The organism is Hallella colorans, from assembly GCF_003096815.1.
Lineage (GTDB): Bacteria > Bacteroidota > Bacteroidia > Bacteroidales > Bacteroidaceae > Prevotella > Prevotella colorans.
On record NZ_QENY01000005.1, the window covers coordinates 42,946 to 62,755 of the forward strand.

Genomic DNA, 19,810 nt, shown 5'->3' on the forward strand with positions numbered 1-19,810 from the left:
AAAAGCACATTATAAATAAGCTCACGAGTAATTCGTGAGCTTATTTTTGCTAATAACATTTTATATTATTCATCAAAATGTTTCTTTTTTCGTAAAAACGATTGTTAGAACGCGCCTGCTTGCCAGTTCATTTTATGGCTCTACCAATCTTATACCTTGCTCTGCGATGACAATTAGCCTGCGTTTGTACAAGTCTCCTATAGCCTTTTTGTAGGTTTTCTTGCTCACGTGAAATTGTCGTTTGATATCTTCCGCATCGCTTTTGTCACCCAACGCGCAGCTACCGCCGTTGTCTTTAAGCCATCGTAGTAGCGTTTCCGCGAAATCCACGGTGTTTTTTCTGCCTGCGGGTTGCAGTGCGATGTCTATTTTTCCATCAGGCCTCACGCATTGCACATACCCTTGCAAGCGGTCTCCGGTATGCACATATTGGAATATTTGGTTTTCGTAGATAAGTCCAGCGTACTTGTTTTCCACAATCACCTTGAAACCAAGGTCTGTCTTTTGCCACACCAAGAGGTCTACGGGCTTGCCCGTCTTCTCTTTGTTATACAAGGCTTCGCGCCGTTTGTCGTCCTCGTCGTTTAGGTCAATGATAAATCGGTCCACCTTGGCCGATGCCGCTATGCGATAGCTTTCCTTGTCAATATAGAGGTACACAATATAGCTTTCGCCAATCTCCATCCGCTTTTTCTGTTCGCCGAATGGGCAAAACACGTCTTTCATCACGCCCCAGTCAAGGAAAGCGCCATACTCGTTCACCCAGTTCACCTTCAGGTAAGCAAAGTCGCCAACCCTTGCCAATGGTGTTTCAAGCGTAGCGATGGGGCGCTCATCTTGGTCCAAATAGACCAAACAGCGTACATCGTCGCCCACTTTCACCCCTTGTGGCACATATTTTTGAGGCATGAGTATCTCTCCGTCGTTACCACCGTCAAGATATATGCCAAAAGTTTCCTTGCCTCCAAACGAGTGTGGGTTTGGTCGTTCGGCTACCTTAACCATTTTCAGCGTGTTATAATCACCAAGTTTTATAGTTGTCATTTCTTCTGCTTTTATCGGATTGAATATATGCGTTGCGTTACCGCGCGCCCATCTACACTGTGGGAGCGCTGACGTTTTCGGGCGCACTCTCATCTCTTGCCTTGATGTCATGGTCCACCAGCAGACCGTCTTTCATGTGTATTGTCCTGTCAGTCAGAGCGGCCAATCCCTCGTCATGGGTCACGATGACAAACGTTTGCCCAAACTTATCGCGCAAGTCGAAGAACAGTTGGTGCAACTCCTCCTTATTCTTGCTGTCGAGACTACCCGAAGGTTCGTCCGCCAATATCACCGATGGGTTGTTCATCAACGCTCTCGCTACCGCCACGCGCTGTTTCTCACCGCCCGACAACTCGTTGGGTTTGTGGCTTGCCCGCTCACCCAAGCCCATAAACTCTAACAGTTCTTTGGCTCGTTGCTTGGCTTCCTTGCTTTTTGCGCCACCAATAAACGCAGGTATCATCACGTTTTCCATTGCGGTGAACTCTGGCAAAAGCTGGTGAAATTGGAAAACGAAGCCCAATTTCTCATTGCGAAATCTTGATATTTTCTTGCTCGACAGTTTGCCCACGTCTATGCCGTCCACCACCACGGTGCCACTGTCTGGTTTGTCCAATGTGCCGATAATTTGTAACAATGTGGTTTTGCCGGCTCCCGATGGACCCACTATCGATACCACCTCTCCTTTGTCAATGTGCAGGTCTATGCCTTTCAGCACTTGCAGTTTACCAAACGATTTGGTAATGCCTTGAATGTCTATCATGATTGTTTACGTATTTTTTAATCTTTGTTGCTTTCCGCGTCGCCGACACTGGCGATAGGTTAGGCGTTGAGCTTGTCTTTTATCCAGTCGTGCAATTCCATGTATGCCGAGCGTTCCTCAGTGTGCTGTGGTGCCGCGAACGTCATTGATGTGGTGTCGTCGTATGCGTATTGGTCGGGGAAAATAATCATCAAGTTTTTGCCCGAGAAATATTTTGTCAGTTCCTCTGGCAGTCGCTCCTGAGCGTTTTTATACGACATCGTGCCTTTTCTTGCCGTTACCACCACGAAGAGATGGTCTTGCGCGATGGTTGCCGCCAGCTTGGGTAGCTCGTTCCAGTGTTCCATCACTATGTATTCCGCCCTCAGTTCGGGGTGTATGTTCTTCACAAACTCATGAATCATCTGTAGCGTTTCTTTCCTGCCGTGAAACTGAATGCGACATTCCAAGTTTTTCGTCATCCTTGCCAACCGTTCCAGCCATCGGTAAAATCCCGGTTCATATTCCGCTCTCGATGGCACTGCCACCTGTATGCGCCTCAGTGTTTCCAGCGGGTGCATGATGCGCGCCATGATTATTTGGTTGCTCAACCCATTGAAAAGACTTTGGTGAAATTGTCCCCAAAACCTTGGCGACTCATCCGAGCGGGTATGCATGCCTATGACAATCTCCGATGCCTGAAACTCCTTGAAGGCGTGCTTGATGCCGTTGGCTATGTTTGCCGCCACGCGCACCTGCGTTTGCAGCAGCACGTCTGAGCCGGTTGCGTAGCGCGACACCTGTTCCAGCAGTTGCCGTCCTCGCTCTTGGTTGCGGCGCATGTGCTCGTCATCGTACACCACGTTCAGCGCCACCAAGCCACGGTTCAGCTTGGCGTTGCGCATCATGATGCCCAGTTGCACGAGCCTGTTCGCATCTTCCGCATATTTCACGGGCACCAATATGCGCTCGTCATCGCCCTTGCGCTCCTCTTGTGGCATTTCCTTGTCGCGCAGCACTATCTTTTGCGCCGCCCGTTCAGTGACGAGCGATGAAATCACGCAGGTGAGCAGCACCGTTATCATCACGCCGTTGAGCATTCCCTCGTCCACGAGTGGCATGCCCATGGCGTCTTTCAGCCTCATGCCCACCATCACGATGGCGATGGCACCGGCCGCATGTGCCGATGTCAAGCCAAACATCATGTGTCCCGACGACAGTGGCATCCTAAACGCGTGGCATGCTATATACGCCGCTATGGCTTTCCCCAACGTGCCAAAGAGCACGATGCAAAACACCACGTAGATAATGGCACCACCCTCAAACAGCAACCTCACGTTTATCACCATGCCCACTCCTATGAGAAAATATGGTATGAAAAGCGCATTGCCGATAAACTCGATGCGGTTCATTAACGGTGATACATGTGGCACATATCTGTTGAGAATCAAACCGGAGAAGAAAGCGCCGAAGATGCCTTCCAATCCCACCAGTTCGGCCAGCGCCGCTCCTAAGAACATTTCCGCCAACACAAAGATGAACTGCATCACCGCGTCACTGTAGCGGCGCAGGAACCATCGGGTGAGCCGTGGCAAGAAAAACAGCAGCCCACCACAATATAAAGCAAATTTTACGACAAACCATATCCAATACGCCACTCCGCTGTTGCCATGGTGGGCAGACACGATCGTGGCCAGAATAATCAGCGAGGCGAGCAGGGCTATCATCGTGCCACCCACGCTAAGGGATACACTTGGTTTGCGTTGCAGGCCGTACCGGCCCACTATCGGATATGCCACCAACGTGTTTGACGACATGATGCATGCCAGCAACAGGGCTGCCGTGCCCGTGTAGCCCAATGCCTTGACACCTATAATATAGGTCGTTACGAAAGGGATGGAAAAGGTTAGACAACCGTAAACGAGTGTCTTGTATTTGTTTTTCTTGAGCCCTCCCGTGTCCATTTCGAGCGCGGCCAAGAACATAATGTAGTAAAGTCCCACGCGACCAAACAGCTCGAACGACGCGTCTCGGTCCAAAATGTTCAGTCCGTATTGGCCTATCAGTACGCCAGCGAGCACCATGCCTATGATGTGGGGTATGCGCAGCTTGCCCATGATGATAGGTGCCATCAAGATGATGAGCAGCACCACAAAAAAAATAAGGGTGGGGTCGGTGATGGGGAAGTATGATGCGAGGTGCGACATGAAGGCTCGTTACTTTCTTGCAAAGTTAGCAATTATTTTCCAATAGCGTGGCAAGTTGTCGTCGATAGTAAATGTTCTTGGCAAAAAACTTTCATATTGTGCCCCTTATTCGTTGAAAAATCGTAATTTTGCCCATCGTAGTTTTAATATTTAAAAGTATTATAAGATGAGAGTAGCAATTGTTGGGGCCAGTGGCGCCGTGGGTCAGGAACTCATGCGAATACTCGCAGAGCGCAATTTTCCGATAGACGATTTGGTGCTGTTTGGCTCAGAGCGTAGCGCTGGCAGAAAGTATAGCTTTAAGGGCAGGGACTATGAGGTTAAGTTCTTGCGACACAACGATGATTTCAAGGATGTGGACATCGCTTTCACGTCGGCTGGAGCTGGCACGAGCAAAGAGTTTTTGGGCGACATCACCAAGTATGGCGCGGTGATGATAGACAATTCCAGCGCCTTCCGCATGGACAATGACGTGCCTTTGGTGGTGCCAGAGATTAATGCAGAGGACGCCCTCGATCGCCCACGCGGGGTCATTGCCAACCCTAATTGCACCACCATTATGATGGTCGTGGTGCTCTATCCCATAGAGCGTTTGTCGCATATCAAGAAGGTACACGTGGCCAGTTACCAGAGCGCAAGTGGCGCCGGCGCGGCGGCCATGGCAGAGCTTGAGCAGCAGTATAAGGAGATGGTGGAGCATGGCAAGGTCACCACGATTAGCAAATTCCCCCACCAGTTGGCTTACAATGTTATCCCACAGATAGACAAGATGACCGAGACCGACTACACAAAAGAGGAGATGAAGATGTTCAACGAGACCCAAAAAATCATGCACTCAGACGTGCGCACCAGTGCCACCTGCGTGCGTGTCAGCTCGTTGCGCTCACACTCTGAGAGCGTATGGTTTGAGACAGAGCGGCCGCTCAGTGTTGAGGAGATACGCCGCGCGTTGCAGTCGGCACCCGGCGTGACACTTGTGGACGACCCACAAAACTATGTTTATCCCATGCCCCTTGAGAGTGCGGGCAAGGATGATGTCTATGTGGGCCGTGTTCGCAAGGATTTGGCCGATGATAATGGTTGCACATTGTGGCTCACCGGCGACCAGATACGCAAGGGAGCCGCCCTCAACGCCATCCAGATAGGCGAGTATCTCGTCAAGTCGGGCAGTCTGAAATAGACCTTGTCCTCCCATTTACCAATCTTGTCCCCATACCCGCCTGTTGATGGCGCGTGTGGGGACAAGATTTTTTGACACTTGAGCGAAACCGTGCGCGTTTACCTTTGAACATGGCAAGTTGGGGTTTTGCTCGCAAGCATGCTTTCGCATGATGGTTGCGTCGGTGCTATTTAGGAGGCACGATTCTTACAGCGGGGTAACCAATAGGTATGTGCGGAGAAGCCAATAGGACAATATTCCAGCCAAGTAACCCACCAAAGCAATCCAGCTGACGTGCTTCATGTACCAGCCAAACGTTATTTTCTCCAGTCCCATCACAACCACGCCGGCGGCCGATCCGATGATGAGTATCGATCCTCCCACGCCCGCGCAGTAGGCCAACAGTTGCCAAAAGATACCATCAACGGCCATGTCTCCAGTGGGTGCCACGGGGTACATACCCATGCATCCTGCCACCAAAGGCACATTGTCGACTATGCTTGAGAGTAGGCCAATAACGCCAGTAACGGCATAGTGATTGCCGTTGAAGGCCACGTTCAAGCCCTCGCCCACGGTGGTGAGCACGCCCACCTCTTCCAAACAAGCCACGGCCATCAGTATGCCGAGGAAAAACAGAATGGTGGACATGTCGATATTATGTAGCAGATTGGTTACGCGCTTCAGGCTTCCTTGCTGTTCTTCGGTCTGTGTCGCACCTCTATAGAATATCTCGGTGACAGCCCATAGTATACCGAGGACCAGTAATATACCTACGAATGGTGGCAGGTGGGTGATGCTTTTAAATACGGGCACGAGCATCAAACCACCCACGCCAATGAAAAAAACAGCTTTGCGCTGGCCACTGGTAAAATCCAACAACTCGTAATCGCTGTCCATGTGCATTTCGGTTTGGTTGTCAAGCTCGCCTTTTAAAGCGTATTGCATGATAAAAGCAGGTACCACCATGGATACCAACGAGGGCACTAATATCTCTGTGATGACACCCAAGGCTGTTATTACACCCTTGTTCCAAAGCATGATGGTGGTCACATCGCCAATTGGTGAGAACGCCCCTCCAGAGTTGGCAGCTATGATGACGAGTGACGCGAAGACGATGCGGTCTTTGTGCTCATGCACCAATTTGCGCAGTATCATAATCATCACGATGCTCGTGGTGAGGTTGTCGAGGATGGCCGAGAGGATGAACGTCATGAAGGCTATGCGCCAAAGCAGCGCCCGTTTAGACTTGGTCTTCATCACATCGCGCACCCAATTGAACCCGCCGTTTTGGTCAACGATCTCCACGATGGTCATGGCGCCCATCAGAAAGAACAGCGTGGTAGACGTGCTGCCTAAGTGGCGCTCTATCGCCGCGCTCACCTCGTTGACCAATTCTGGGCCGGAAAATCCCGGCATATAACTTCCCGGTGACACCATGAAAAGTGTCCAGCACAGCACAAACATCAACAAAGCTATGGCAGCCTTGTTCACCTTGGTCACGCCTTCGATAGCAATCAGAAAATAGCCCACGCAGAACGTGATGATAATCGCAATTGTTAAAGTCGACATGAAAATTTAAATTTATAATGATTGGAAATCCCTACCATAGCCAGTAGGCCCATAGAGAGGTATTGCAAAGATAAATAAATTATTAACACAAACGACTAAAATATTAAATAATTATTTGTGTGCCATTCTAAATTACCATCTAACGGTATTTTGCCCGATGAGTATTAATTGTGCCAAGCCTTTCAAGACGTCTTGGAAAATAGTATTTGAAAATACCTGACAAAAGCTCTCAAATGCTTGGCTTATTTGAAAAATAAAATGTATTTGTCCAAAATAAGCTGAAAATAGAGCACATTTTCTATGTGCTTGTAAATGAAGATGTTGTCGTGATAGCTGCAAAAAGAGATGAGAAACCGTTGTGAGAACTGTTGCGTTTAATGCTCTTTCGTGTCGCGATTAATACTTGATCGCATTGTAATTAGGTCTTTCTCGCACCATGTTTAGAGCCTAAAGGGGTTACGATTAAGCATTAATCGTCTCGCCAAGTTTTTTTTATAGTCTTGTTTTAATTTTTTTTTGCTCCGAAAAATGCGGTGTGTGGCTCGAATGCCTAAAAACTGTCGGCTATTTCGATAGAAAATCATGATGCTTTTTTTATGATTTTTTCTTAACATCGGCAGGCTGTTCTTGGTATATCTTGCTATTTGCTTTGTCAGGAACTTTGGTTTTAAGGCAAAAATCTATCATTTAAAATCGTTATCGATGAAAAAATCGCTCACTGTGCAATAAAAATATAGAATTTTTTCCACATTTTGAGAATTTTTTATTAACTTTGAATGCACGAAGCGTGGTGTCTGTATAAGGGTTTTTGGTATTTCTATGCCGGGGCAGCGTGACGGTGGTAGCAATGTTGCCATTTTTCCAATTATTCCTTGTATGGACAGTAATCTTGATGGCGAGTGCTGCGTGCCATGCCTGCGACAAGGTTAAATTGAACTAATCGACAAATAAATCTACAATACGATATATTTTGATGAAACGTTAAATCAAAGTGACCATTTGGTATCTATGCACGTATATAATATATGGATGTTACAATAACCAAAATTGACAAGAAATGAAACAAAAACATCATTTTTTATGGGCTGTCGTCATGGCGATGCTGTTTTTTCTTATGCCATGCCATGTCATGGCGCAAAACCATGAAATAACGCTTAGCTATCAAGACGAGAGCTTACCCACTGTTTTTAAGCGCTTGGAGAGTGTGTCAGGCTACAAAATCAGCTTCTCTTATGATGATGTAAGCCAATACCGCGCAAGCGGAAAACTTGAAAAGGCTTCGATAATAGAAGCCATGAACCATATCATCGGTGACAAGCCGTTGGGCTATACGGTGGACGGACTTACGGTAAAGGTGGTGCGCGCCCAACGTGACGACAAGATCTTGCCAACAGTAAAGGGTAGGGTGGTGATGGATGACGATGGGTCGGCCGTAATGGGGGCCACGGTTGTCATTGATGGAACTAACCAAGGCGTGGCTACCGATATAGATGGAAAATTTGTGCTGCAAGAGGTGCCTAAGAGCGCATATCTCAAAATATCCTATATTGGTGCCACCACAGTGAGGCTAAAAGTTGCCGCCATGATGAACGTGCGGCTAAAAAGTGATGAGCTGTCCTTAAAAAATGTGGTAGTGACAGGCTATTACACGCAGCGTAAACAGACGTTCACCGGAGCGGTAACAAGTTTCAGTGGATCTGAATTGCGGTCGGTCTCAGACCAAAACGTGCTGTCTACGGTAGCCGCTTTGGACCCCTCTTTCAATCTCACGGAGAATTTGTCTATGGGCTCTGACCCAAACAATATACCTGACATACAGGTGCGTGGTGTCAACTCGCTGCCCAATACGGATGCCAACCTTCTCAATGAGCAGTATAAAGGTAAAGCCAACCTGCCCACGTTTATCCTTGACGGGTTTGAGGTGAGTGTTGAAAAGATATACGATTTGGACCCCAACCGCGTGTCTAATATCTCCATTCTCAAAGACGCTTCGGCCACAGCAATATATGGTTCGAGAGCGTCTAACGGTGTGGTAATCATTGACACCAAAGCACCTACACCGGGACAACTTAAGCTAAACTACACCGGTAGTGTCGATTTTGAGATTGCCGATCTGTCCAACTATAGCCTTTTGAATGCTCGCGAAAAGCTTAAATATGAAGATATGGCCGGACTATACTATGGAAGCAAAGCCATATACGTTAAGGAGGACTATCTCGAAACTTACAACGAACGATTGAAACTGGTGACCAAGGGGTATGACACAGACTGGCTGTCAAAACCGTTGCGCTCTGTAGGCATCACTAACAGACACAGCGCACAGCTCGAGGGAGGCAGCGACAACTTCAGATATGGCGTGAACTTCACCTATAATAATACCGCAGGTGTGATGAAAGGCTCCGGAAGAACCCGCATCGGAACGGGTATCAAATTGCAATACAACTATAAGAACTTGCGTTTCAGAGACGAAATTACCTATGACAATGTTTCGTCAACACAATCGCCCTATGGCTCTTTCAGAACCTATACGAACCTGAATCCTTATTATTACCCTTATGACGAATTAGGAAAATTGAAGAAAATATTGTTTGTCAACAATACGGCCACGGGCTCTTCGCAAATTGTGAACCCCATGTACAACACCACACTCAATGCCTATGACAAGACGGTGTATGACGATTTTGTAAACAATTTCAGCGTGGAGTGGGATATTATGCGGGGACTGAAGCTCAAAGGCAACTTCTCTTTGGAACGAATCAACCGAAACATGGATGTGTTCAAGTCGGCCGACCATACCGACTTTATCAACGTAAAAGAAAATAAAGGCAGCTATACCAAAGGAAATCGGGTTACTAATAATTATGATGGCAATATCATATTGTCTTATTTCACAACTCTAAAAGAGAAGCATGCGGTGAGCTTTAACGGTGGATGGAACATCCAAGAGACCAACGACGACTATAACTCTTATACCGTTTATGGTTTCGCCAACCAAGCTTTGGACCATCCTTCGTTGGGCGCCAACTTTAAAGAAGGCGACCATGTTAGAGGGTATGCTACCAAAACGCGTCTTATGGGCTTCTTGTTGAACACCAACTACAGCTATGATGACAGATATTTTGTGGATGCTTCGATACGAGCGGATGGCTCGTCTATCTTTGGAAGTAACAAACGATGGGGCGCGTTTTGGAGCTCGGGCATAGGATGGAACCTGCACAAAGAGCGTTTCATGGAGGGCAACAAAATGATAAACCAATTGCGCTTCAAGCTGAGCACAGGTTTCACGGGCAACCAAAATTTCTACCCATATCAGTCCATGATGATGTACCAGTACATGAGTGCGCTGTCTTATCAAGATTATATTGGGGCGATAATTAAGGCATATGGCAATGATAACCTGAAATGGCAACGTACGCAAAAAAATAATTTCGGTATAGATTTTGAGCTCTTCAACCATTATGTGAGTGGATATTTCAACTATTTTGTCGAGAACTCAAAAGACTTGTTGGTGGATGTGACAATGGCCAACTATTTGGGATTTGAGGCTTACAAAGAAAATTTGGGTGAGACACAGAACCGCGGTTTTGAGTTTAATGTCAAGGCTTCTGTCATCAGAACGAAGGACTTTCGGCTCAATTTGTTTGCCAATGGTATGCATTATAAGAACAAGTTGCGCAAGATTTCGTCAGGGTTAAGCTCGTATAATGCCCACGCCGATGCCGATGCGTCGTCTAAACCGTACGTGAGGTATGTCGAGGGAGCGTCTATCAACTCGATATGGGTGGTGCCATCGGCTGGCATCGACCCAGCGACTGGCAACGAGATCTTCATCAAAAAAGATGGCTCTTACACCAACGCATGGAGCGAGAAAGACTACGTGCCTTACAAATCGACCGATCCTAAGTTGGTGGGTACGTTCGGATTGAACGCCTATTACAAAGGGTGGGAATTGAACTCGATATTCTATTATAGGTTCGGAGGATATGCTTATAACCAAACTTTGGTGGATAAGGTGGAGAATGTAAATCCGTATCTCAACGTCGACAGGAGGGCATTGTACAATCGTTGGTCCACGCCCGGCGTGTCTGCGAAATTCAAAAGAATTAACGATTTAACCACAACCAAGCCTACATCTCGTTTTGTGGAGAAAGACAACTTGCTTAGAGGTACGTCTCTCAGCATCGCGTACACATTTAACAGAAACTGGATTAAAATCTTTGGAGCGCAGTATCTCAAACTGATGTTTACCGCGAATGACTTCCTGTACACGTCATCCATACATAGAGAGATGGGTACTGCATACCCTTACGCGCATCATTACGCTCTGTCAGCACAACTTACTTTCTAAACCATGAGTATGAAAAAGATATTTATTATATGTGTTTCGGCACTTGCAATAACCCTTACTTCGTGTGAGGATTGGTTTGATATTTCTGCTAAATCAGAGTTGAAGGCAGACGATTTGCTCAATAATGAGCAGGGATATAGAGATGCTCTGATAGGCTGTTATGCTTCAATGAAAAGTAAAAACCTTTATGGAGCACAACTCACCATGACCTATTTAGACTGTCTTTCCCAATATTATTCTACGGCCAACAACGCCCAAAATAGCTTTTATTACGCCGCCAAATACGACTATGCCAACACTAAAGAAGAAAAAAGAAAGGACGAGATATGGAAAGATCAATATAATGTCATAGCCAATGTGAACAGTCTCGTCAATAGAATAGATAAGTCAAAAGACGTCTTTTCTACGGGAGTGTACGCGCTTTTAAAGGGCGAGGCATTAGGAATAAGGGCTTTTTTGCATTTTGATTTGCTACGTATGTTTGCCCCTTCACCATCCATGACAGATGGCTTGCAGGCAAAAGCGATACCTTATGTGGACCAATTCACCAACGCTCTGTACGCCCAACTTTCTACGGAACAGGTTTTAGACAGAGTGGTGAAAGATCTCGTCGAGGCTCGTGAAATGCTTAAGGATGTTGACCCATATGGTCCAAAGCACGCCAATTATGATTTAAAAGCGTTGGAGGGAGTGTGGAAAGGACGTGAGTTTCGTATGAACTACTATGCCGTCACCGCATTGATGGCAAGGGTGCTGCTATATAGAGGGCATCCCGAAGACAAGGAAAAGGCATTTCAATATGCCAAGGAGGTAATAGATTCGGGCCTTTTCCCTTTGATAACCAGTAGTGAAATTAAAAGCTCTGAAGATAATGGTTTTGTTAGGGAAAATATCTTTTCGTTGGAGCATACCGGCTTGAAAGATGATATCGTGGATAATTATTTTGTCGTGGATGAGCGCGCGTACAATTTTCTCGCGCTTAATAAACGCACACTTAAAAGAGTCTTCCCATCCACGTTGGACATGGATTACAGGCGTCAATGGTGGCTGGGCACCACTGGCAATAACTTTACAATTGTCAAATACAACAGCTCCAAGCGCGTACCTTTAATCAAGGTTTCCGAGATGTATCTTATCGCCACCGAAACCGCACCCAATATAACGACGGCCAATAAGTACTACAATGAGTTGTTGTATCATCGCGGATTGCCAAGCGAAGCGTTAACGCAAGCCAATATGAACAAGCATTTATTGGCAGAATATGCCAAAGAGTTCATAGGGGAAGGCCAGCTTTTTTATGCTTACAAAAGATTGAATAACAAGATAGTTCCAATACTGCAAAGAGGCATAGAGAAACCAGAAGCAGTCTACGTGATACCTTTGCCAAAGGAAAATACTTATTTCATACAACAATGATTATTCCATTATTATACCCTCTAAACTATCGCACTTTATGAAAAGAATAATCTTTAGCGGTTTATATATACTAACATTTTTGTTACTATTCGCCGCATGTCAGGAGAACGAGCAGATGGAATTCGGTCAAAAGGCAAGTGCTTATTTCAGCTCATTGACCGCGGCCGATAGTATGGCTTATTCTTTCGCGTCGGGAAAATTGAAGCAAGACACGGTGCTCATACCCGTCAAAATCATTGGTGAGTCTACCAGTTACGACCGAAAAATAGCTTTTAATGTAGATCCGTCGTCTACGGCGCAAGCGGGTCTTCAATACGAAGCTTTGCATGGTATGGTTACGCTGCCCGCGGGAAAAGTGGAAACTTATATCAAGATCGTAGTCTTTGACAAAGGCTTGGACAAGTCGGACGTGTCTTTGACACTGAACATTGTACCCAACGAAAGTTTCAATCTTGGCTACGGTGACAGACTTCGCGCCAAACTCATCATCACCAATCAGCTGGTCAAGCCAACCTATTGGGACATGCCTTTGTCTTTCTATTATGGCGAATACTCCAAAGCCAAGCACCGCATTTGCATCATGTTGCAAGGTGAGGATTTCCCACCCACATGGGATCGCACCAAGGTACAGACCTATATGTCATACGGCAGAATGGTGTACAACTATCTACTGAAGACCCCCGTGTGGGATGAAGATACAAAAACTTGGATTACGGCAGACTGGGCTCCACTCTAAAAAATGAACAGAAATGAAAAGAATTATTATATTATTTTCGATCTTTGCGCTCGTGTTGACCTCATGTGTACACGACGATACGAACGAGAACTTCATTCAACTCAATGAGGCAGCCATCACCGGCATAGCCGATGAGTACAACAATGTCTATGTGGACGATTACCTAAAGATATCGCCTGTTATCAGCACGACTAAGAATGACCTCTCCCAATTTAGCTACTTTTGGATTACGTACGACACGAACACCTTGTATAATGCGGACACACTGTCGCATCAAAAGGACCTCAATGTCAAGATTGGGATGATTCCCGGCAAACACACGGTGGTCTTCAAGGCCGTCGATAACAAAACCGGCATATTCTATAAAAAGCAATTTGTTATCAATGTGGTTAACGAGTTTACAAACGGTATCATGGTGCTCTATGAGAAAAACGGCAGTGCCGAACTTGGTTTTTGGAGTCAGGAGCGTGGCAAGCTCATCTCCGATATCTATGGCAAACTGAACGAAGGCGGTACCATTGGGCAGCGTCCACAAAGGGTTTACTTCAACAAATACAGTGACGAGAAAGCCAATGAAGTCTTGATTTTGTGCCAAGACCAAAAGGGTGGCGTGTTCTTGGATGCTACAACCATGCAAAAAACGCGCGACTATAAGGATTTCTTTTTTGCCGCGCCAGATGAGATTAAACCACAAGCCTATTACAAAGCTAACATGCGCGAATATCTCATTGACAACGGATTGGCTTACGATAGAGCCACCAACAGCATGATACCCAACCCCACTGTCAAGCCAAATCTCAGTGTCGCGGGCAAAACTTATGAGATAGCAGGCAACGCTGATTTCGGCGATCCGGAGGTTGGACACGATGATTACCCCGCGCGCATCATCCTATACGATAACAAAAACATGTGTTTTTACTCCGTTTATAACATCGCTTCGGCTTTTATGGAGTTGATACGTGGCTCTGAGGACGTGATTTACGAGCCAGGAGGCTTCTTCGATCCTAACAATGTTGGTATGACTTGCCTTTATGCCAACATCTCCGCGCGTAGTGCCACAGGCGCGAGAGAGTATATGGGGGTGTTCCAAACGCCACAAGGCAAGCGCCATTTATTGAGGATGGGCATAGGCTTTTGGGTTGAGAACGCCGAGCCCGACACCTACTTCAAAGATATGGGCAATGATGTCATCACTTCTGAAGGGATAGACGCAGCCACTACTTTTGCCTGTTCGCCCAAGGTTCCGGGTTATATGTTTTACGCCTCGGGCAATGCTTTGTACCTTTACAATGCGATCAACAACGCGGGGCAAAAGGTCTATGAGCTTCCAGTGGGGCAGAATATCAACCATATCGAGATAGACCGGAGTCATGGCTACTTGCTTGTGGCTTATCAAGACAAGGCCAAACAGACGGGCAAGGCCGGTTTTGTCATGTTGGAGATAAGCACTGACGGTGGTTTAAAACTTGCCGTGAAGCACCAATTTGATGCTGTTGGAGATAAAATATTGGATTTTGAAAACAGGTATTAAACAGATGAGGCACAGACTATTGACGCTCCTGATGTTTGCCGTGTGCGGCTATATGGCACACGCCCAGCAGGTCTTGTTCCAACGCCTGACATGGCAAGAGGCCAAGGATAAAGCTCGCGCCGAGGGTAAAGGTATTTTTGTTGACGTCTATACCACATGGTGCGCGCCCTGCAAAAAAATGGCTAAACAGGTGTTCACGCAGCCTAAAGTGGGCGATTATATCAACAATAACTTCGTCGCCCTGAGCTTAGACGCAGAGAAAGAGGCCGCGCATGGTTTTTTCAAATTGTACAAGGCGTCCGCTTACCCCACCTATTTTTGGTTGGATGCTGACGGTAATCTTTATGACACACAGTCAGGGTTTTACCCCGCCGACGAGTTCATCAGTGTGTCCGAACAGGCTTTGCGCTCTAAGTTTTCGCGTCAATATGTCGCCGACCGCGCTAAGTGGGAGCGTGGGGAACGGTCATTAGATTTTGTCAGGCATTTCCTGTTTGATGTCGTGGCCAAGGTTTATCCAGACTCTGTGCGTCCGTATCTTAACAAATATCTTGGCGGATTGACCGAGCAAGAGATAGCCACCAAGGGGGTAGGCGAGTTACTCCAATGGTTCACCTATACCATCAGGGACGATAGCGTGTGGCTGGCATTGGCCAAGCACAACGATATTTACCAAAAACTTTTGGGCAATGACTTCGGCAAGAAAATGTACATGAACCTCGTGCGCGTGCCCATGATCAACAGCACGGAGGATGTTGTCGAGTTCAACAGAGGTCAATCAATCGTCGAGGTGACCGACTTCCCGAACAAGAAAATGTATAGTGACATTCTCACTATGGAGCGAACGTTGCGGCAAAAGGCCTATGCCCCCGCGCTCAAGAGAGCGCTGGCGATAGGATTGGCGCACGAAGGCCATTTCCCCAACGTGTACTCGGAGATGATATACTCGTTTATCCTTGCCGATTTTTTTGTTGACACCCATAAGCGCACTGCCGAGGAGGTAGCCGACATGCGCCAATTGGCCGACCGTGCCTTTCGCATGGCGCCCTCACAGTGCACGTTGCTTTACAAGGCGGCGGCGCGGGCACTCGGCAACGATTACCAAGCGGCCTATCGCCTGCTCGCCAACCTGCCTTTCTATGGAGAGCCAGCGCTCAGCTCGGCGGTATATGCCAAACTGAATTTGCGACGCATACACATAGACGAAAAATAATTTTCAACGTGATTTAACGCCATGCCCTTATATCCCAATGGCACCCATCCAAACAATGTAAAGGGCGTGGCGCGTCTCGAGGGAAGCCCGAACCACACAATGGCTCATGTGTGGTTCGGGCTTTTAAATGTCCTTGAAATAAACCGACAAAGGCCCATCAATCTCACGTAAATGTCCCAAAACAAGGCAAATGTACCGAAAAACGGCAAAAAACAACGTTTTTGTAAGGCATGGATTGTCAGCGCATTATGAATGGCGGCCATGAGACCTTGGTGGCATAATGTTGAGATCGGTTTGCGATTAGGCCTTAATCGCAAGGCGATTAAGCCTTATACGCAGTGCGTTAAAGGCTCATTCGCCTTGCGTTTAGCACTTGAAGGCGACCCCATTAGATACCAATCGCAAAACGGTGGCTATTTTTGAGGAAGGAAATGGTAGAGAAGTCATGCCATTTTCAAGATTTTTAGGTATGATGGTGGATAACGGAAGAATTTATTATAGACCAATTATTTTTACATTGTGGACTTTTCTTGGTTGTTTTCGAGGTATGTTACAGTCTCGCCAGATGGCATGAAGTGTGTCATGGAGACGAGCTGTCGGTTGATTTTAGAGTGCGTATTTGTTTTTCGGTCAATCGCTTGTGACAATCAAAATAAAAAGTTATCTTTGCAATATGAATTTGCAAGAAACAAGCAATGTCAAGTTGAGCGAAAACATGATTATCGCCGACGCTGATTACATAGACTATGTGGCATTCCAGTTGACGGTACAGTTTGAGCGTATGATAGGCCGCGCTATTCCGCCTGCAGACCTTAGTCGTTGGGTCGTGAATATCGCCTTGGATGGCGGGCTGCGCCAAGACGGACTGTCGCACGAAACGCAGGTGGTGCTGATTCACGACGAGGGCAAACGCGCCTTGGACAATTTTCGTCCATCGGTGTACGACAGCGAGCTTAGCGCGCGGGCTTTCAAAGATGAGCAGTTGGGCGAGTTCTTGGTCAATTCGTACGCCGTGGGTAGTGTGGTTTCGAAAGACGACTATATGCTCGACATCGTGAAGATGGTGCGCGAGCACCCTGAGGTGAAACGCTTGATGGTGGTGCCCAACGCAGAGCGGGGCGACGTTTATGACGAGTTGCGTCATCAGTTGCGTGGCGCGCCCGATGGATTGCGTGCCACTCTCTTTGCCATGCAGCCCATGGAGGGCGGTAATTTCAGGCAGGAGATATTGGGCTATTCGCTCATGAACGCCATGGGTATCATGGCTGACGAACTGAAATGAGGCTTGCGCGGTGGGCGATAGCCTCTTGCGTGCGTTGTCATGGCCCGTGGGGCAAGTGTGGTTAACGTGTTGTCAGAAATAAAAAAGCTAAAATAATGAGTAGAGTATTAATGATTGGAGCCGGTGGCGTGGCCACGGTTTGCGCTTTCAAGATTGTCCAAAACAAGGACGTTTTCAGTGAGTTTATGATTGCCAGCCGCCGCAAGGCGAAGTGTGACAAATTGGTGGCTGACATCCACGCCAAAGGCTACGACATGGATATTAAGACCGCGGAGGTGGACGCTGACGACGTGGAACAGTTGAAAGTTCTCTTCGATAGTTACAAACCGCAGTTGGTAATCAATCTCGCGCTGCCCTACCAAGACCTCACCATCATGGAGGCTTGCTTGGCATGCGGGTGCAACTACCTTGACACGGCCAACTATGAGCCGCGAGATGAGGCTCATTTCGAGTACAGTTGGCAGTGGGCATACAAGGAGAAGTTTGAGAAGGCAGGCCTCACGGCTATCTTGGGTTGTGGTTTCGACCCCGGCGTGTCGCAGGCTTTCACGGCGTACGCGGCCAAGCATCATTTTGACGAAATTCATTATCTCGACATTGTGGACTGCAACGCCGGTGATCATCATAAGGCTTTCGCCACCAACTTCAACCCCGAAATCAATATCAGGGAGATTACGCAGAAAGGACTTTACTATGAGAATGGCGAGTGGATAGAGACAGAGCCTCTGGCCGTGCACCAAGACATCACCTATCCTAATATAGGTCCGCGCGACAGCTATCTCATGCACCACGAGGAGTTGGAAAGCCTTGTCAAAAACTATCCCACCATTAAGCGCGCGCGCTTCTGGATGACGTTCGGGCAGCAATACCTCACCTATCTTGACTGTATACAGAACCTTGGCATGAGCCGCATAGACGAGATAGAATACGAGGCGCCGCTCGCCGATGGCTCAGGAAAAATGGTCAAAGTGAAAATTGTGCCTTTGCAATTCTTGAAGGCGGTGTTGCCCAATCCGCAAGACCTCGGCCAAAACTATGAGGGCGAGACCAGCATAGGGTGTCGCATACGTGGCGTGAAGGATGGCAAGGAGCGCACCTATTATATATACAACAACTGCAAGCATCAAGACGCTTACAACGAGACGGGCATGCAGGGCGTGAGTTATACCACGGGCGTGCCTGCCATGGCTGGCGCGATGATGTTCGTGAAAGGCCTGTGGAAGAAACCCGGCGTGTGGAACGTGGAAGATTTTGACCCGGACCCATTCTTGAGGGTGATAGGAGAGCAGGGTTTGCCCTGGCACGAGGTGCACGACTCGGACCTTGAACTATAAGAAAACAATGATATTAACAGGTGGTTTGAAACCGTAGGCCATGCCTCGCCGATGCGACATGGCGCGAACATGAAATGACAGGCCGCCCTTGAACAAAAAATATTTATGGCAAAAACAGAAGAACAAACAGCCGCCGACAACACGGCTAAACAAAAGACTGAGAAAGAGGCTAAACTCAAAGCCCTGCAGGCTGCCATGTCCAAGATAGAGAAAGACTTTGGCAAAGGCTCTATCATGCGCATGGGTGACGAGAGCATAGAAGACGTGGATGTTGTCCCGACGGGTTCCATTGGTCTTGACGTGGCTTTGGGCGTGGGGGGCTATCCACGTGGCAGGATTATAGAAATATATGGCCCGGAATCGTCTGGTAAGACCACGCTGGCAATTCATGCCATAGCCGAGGCGCAAAAAAAAGGTGGCATAGCAGCTTTTATCGACGCGGAGCACGCCTTTGACAGGTTTTACGCCGAAAAACTTGGCGTAGACGTTGACAATCTGTGGATTTCTCAACCCGACAATGGCGAGCAGGCCTTGCAGATAGCCGACCAGCTCATTAGCAGCTCGGCCGTGGATATCTTGGTAATCGATTCAGTGGCCGCGCTCACGCCAAAAAAAGAAATAGACGGCGAGATGGGCGACTCGATGGTGGGCCTGCAAGCTCGGTTGATGAGCCAGGCGTTGCGCAAGCTTACCAGCACAATATCTAAAACCAACACTTGCTGCATCTTTATCAACCAGTTGCGCGAGAAAATAGGCGTCATGTTTGGCAGTCCGGAAACCACCACTGGAGGTAATGCGCTCAAGTTTTACGCTTCTGTTCGTTTGGACATTCGAAAGTCTAGCCCCATCAAGGACGGCGATAACGTATTGGGTAACCATGCCAAGGTTAAAGTGGTGAAGAACAAAGTGGCTCCTCCTTTCCGCAGAGCCGAGTTTGATATCATGTTTGGTATGGGTATCAACAAGATAGGAGAGATAGTGGATCTGGGTGTGGAATATGGCATAATCCAGAAAAGTGGCAGCTGGTATAGCTACGGCGACACCAAGCTCGCGCAAGGGCGCGATGCCACGCAGAGTATGCTTCGTGACAACCCCGAATTGTGTGATGAGTTGGAACAGCTCATCATGAACGCAATTAGAGAGAAAATGGAATGACGCAAAAGTCTGCGATGCGCTGAGCTGAGCGCGCGCTTGGTGATTTGAGCGCACGCATGCTCGATACGCAAAAG

The 19,810-nt window shown here is 47.5% G+C and carries 13 protein-coding genes; 9 read left to right on the plus strand and 4 right to left on the minus strand.

All coding sequences use genetic code 11. The features are described from left to right. Window positions 1–132: 132 nt before the first annotated feature. Genes C7379_RS03655 through C7379_RS03665 form a run of 3 tightly spaced genes read right to left on the minus strand, consistent with a single transcriptional unit; the run spans window position 133 to window position 3,993 of the window. Window positions 133–1,044: a CvfB family protein gene (locus tag C7379_RS03655; protein WP_116616078.1), complete on the minus strand. Its 912-nt coding sequence runs from the start codon at window positions 1,042–1,044 to the stop codon at window positions 133–135. A gap of 52 nt (window positions 1,045–1,096) precedes the next feature. Beyond that, entirely contained in the window at window positions 1,097–1,807 is a 711-nt protein-coding gene (locus tag C7379_RS03660) for an ABC transporter ATP-binding protein (RefSeq protein ID WP_116616079.1), read from the minus strand. Window positions 1,808–1,866: 59 nt separating this feature from the next. After that, a complete protein-coding gene (locus tag C7379_RS03665; protein ID WP_116616080.1) occupies window positions 1,867–3,993 on the minus strand; it encodes a cation:proton antiporter in 2,127 nt (708 codons plus the stop codon). Between the two features lie 166 nt (window positions 3,994–4,159). Between C7379_RS03665 and C7379_RS03670 the strand changes: the two genes are divergently transcribed. Then, window positions 4,160–5,173: an aspartate-semialdehyde dehydrogenase gene (locus C7379_RS03670; RefSeq protein ID WP_116616081.1), complete on the plus strand. Its 1,014-nt coding sequence runs from the start codon at window positions 4,160–4,162 to the stop codon at window positions 5,171–5,173. A gap of 186 nt (window positions 5,174–5,359) precedes the next feature. Here C7379_RS03670 and nhaD read toward each other — a convergent pair whose 3' ends face one another. Then, window positions 5,360–6,721 carry a sodium:proton antiporter NhaD gene (gene nhaD / locus C7379_RS03675; RefSeq protein WP_116616082.1) on the minus strand — a complete coding sequence of 454 codons (1,362 nt, stop codon included), beginning with the start codon at window positions 6,719–6,721 and terminating at the stop codon, window positions 5,360–5,362. Between the two features lie 1,057 nt (window positions 6,722–7,778). Here nhaD and C7379_RS03680 point away from each other — a divergent pair. From C7379_RS03680 to recA, 8 genes are all read left to right on the plus strand, one after another. Then, window positions 7,779–11,069, plus strand: a complete 3,291-nt coding sequence (locus C7379_RS03680) for a SusC/RagA family TonB-linked outer membrane protein (RefSeq protein WP_116616083.1) — start codon at window positions 7,779–7,781, stop codon at window positions 11,067–11,069. Window positions 11,070–11,078: 9 nt separating this feature from the next. After that, entirely contained in the window at window positions 11,079–12,485 is a 1,407-nt protein-coding gene (locus C7379_RS03685) for a RagB/SusD family nutrient uptake outer membrane protein (RefSeq protein ID WP_165815018.1), read from the plus strand. Between the two features lie 37 nt (window positions 12,486–12,522). After that, entirely contained in the window at window positions 12,523–13,221 is a 699-nt protein-coding gene (locus C7379_RS03690; protein WP_116616085.1) for a DUF4843 domain-containing protein, read from the plus strand. Window positions 13,222–13,234: 13 nt separating this feature from the next. Then, window positions 13,235–14,752 carry a PKD-like family lipoprotein gene (locus C7379_RS03695; RefSeq protein ID WP_116616086.1) on the plus strand — a complete coding sequence of 506 codons (1,518 nt, stop codon included), beginning with the start codon at window positions 13,235–13,237 and terminating at the stop codon, window positions 14,750–14,752. Further along, window positions 14,736–15,965, plus strand: a complete 1,230-nt coding sequence (locus tag C7379_RS03700; protein ID WP_165815019.1) for a thioredoxin family protein — start codon at window positions 14,736–14,738, stop codon at window positions 15,963–15,965. The genes C7379_RS03695 and C7379_RS03700 overlap by 17 nt, the downstream gene beginning before the upstream one ends. Window positions 15,966–16,638: 673 nt before the next feature. Beyond that, a complete protein-coding gene (locus C7379_RS03705) occupies window positions 16,639–17,247 on the plus strand; it encodes a DUF6621 family protein (RefSeq protein ID WP_036892545.1) in 609 nt (202 codons plus the stop codon). 95 nt (window positions 17,248–17,342) lie between these two features. Continuing rightward, the gene (locus tag C7379_RS03710) at window positions 17,343–18,581 is read left to right on the plus strand and encodes a saccharopine dehydrogenase family protein (protein WP_116616088.1); all 1,239 of its coding nucleotides are present in this window, start codon (window positions 17,343–17,345) and stop codon (window positions 18,579–18,581) included. 105 nt (window positions 18,582–18,686) lie between these two features. After that, window positions 18,687–19,736, plus strand: coding sequence for a recombinase RecA (gene recA, locus C7379_RS03715; RefSeq protein WP_116616089.1), 1,050 nt, complete (start codon window positions 18,687–18,689; stop codon window positions 19,734–19,736). Window positions 19,737–19,810: the final 74 nt, after the last annotated feature.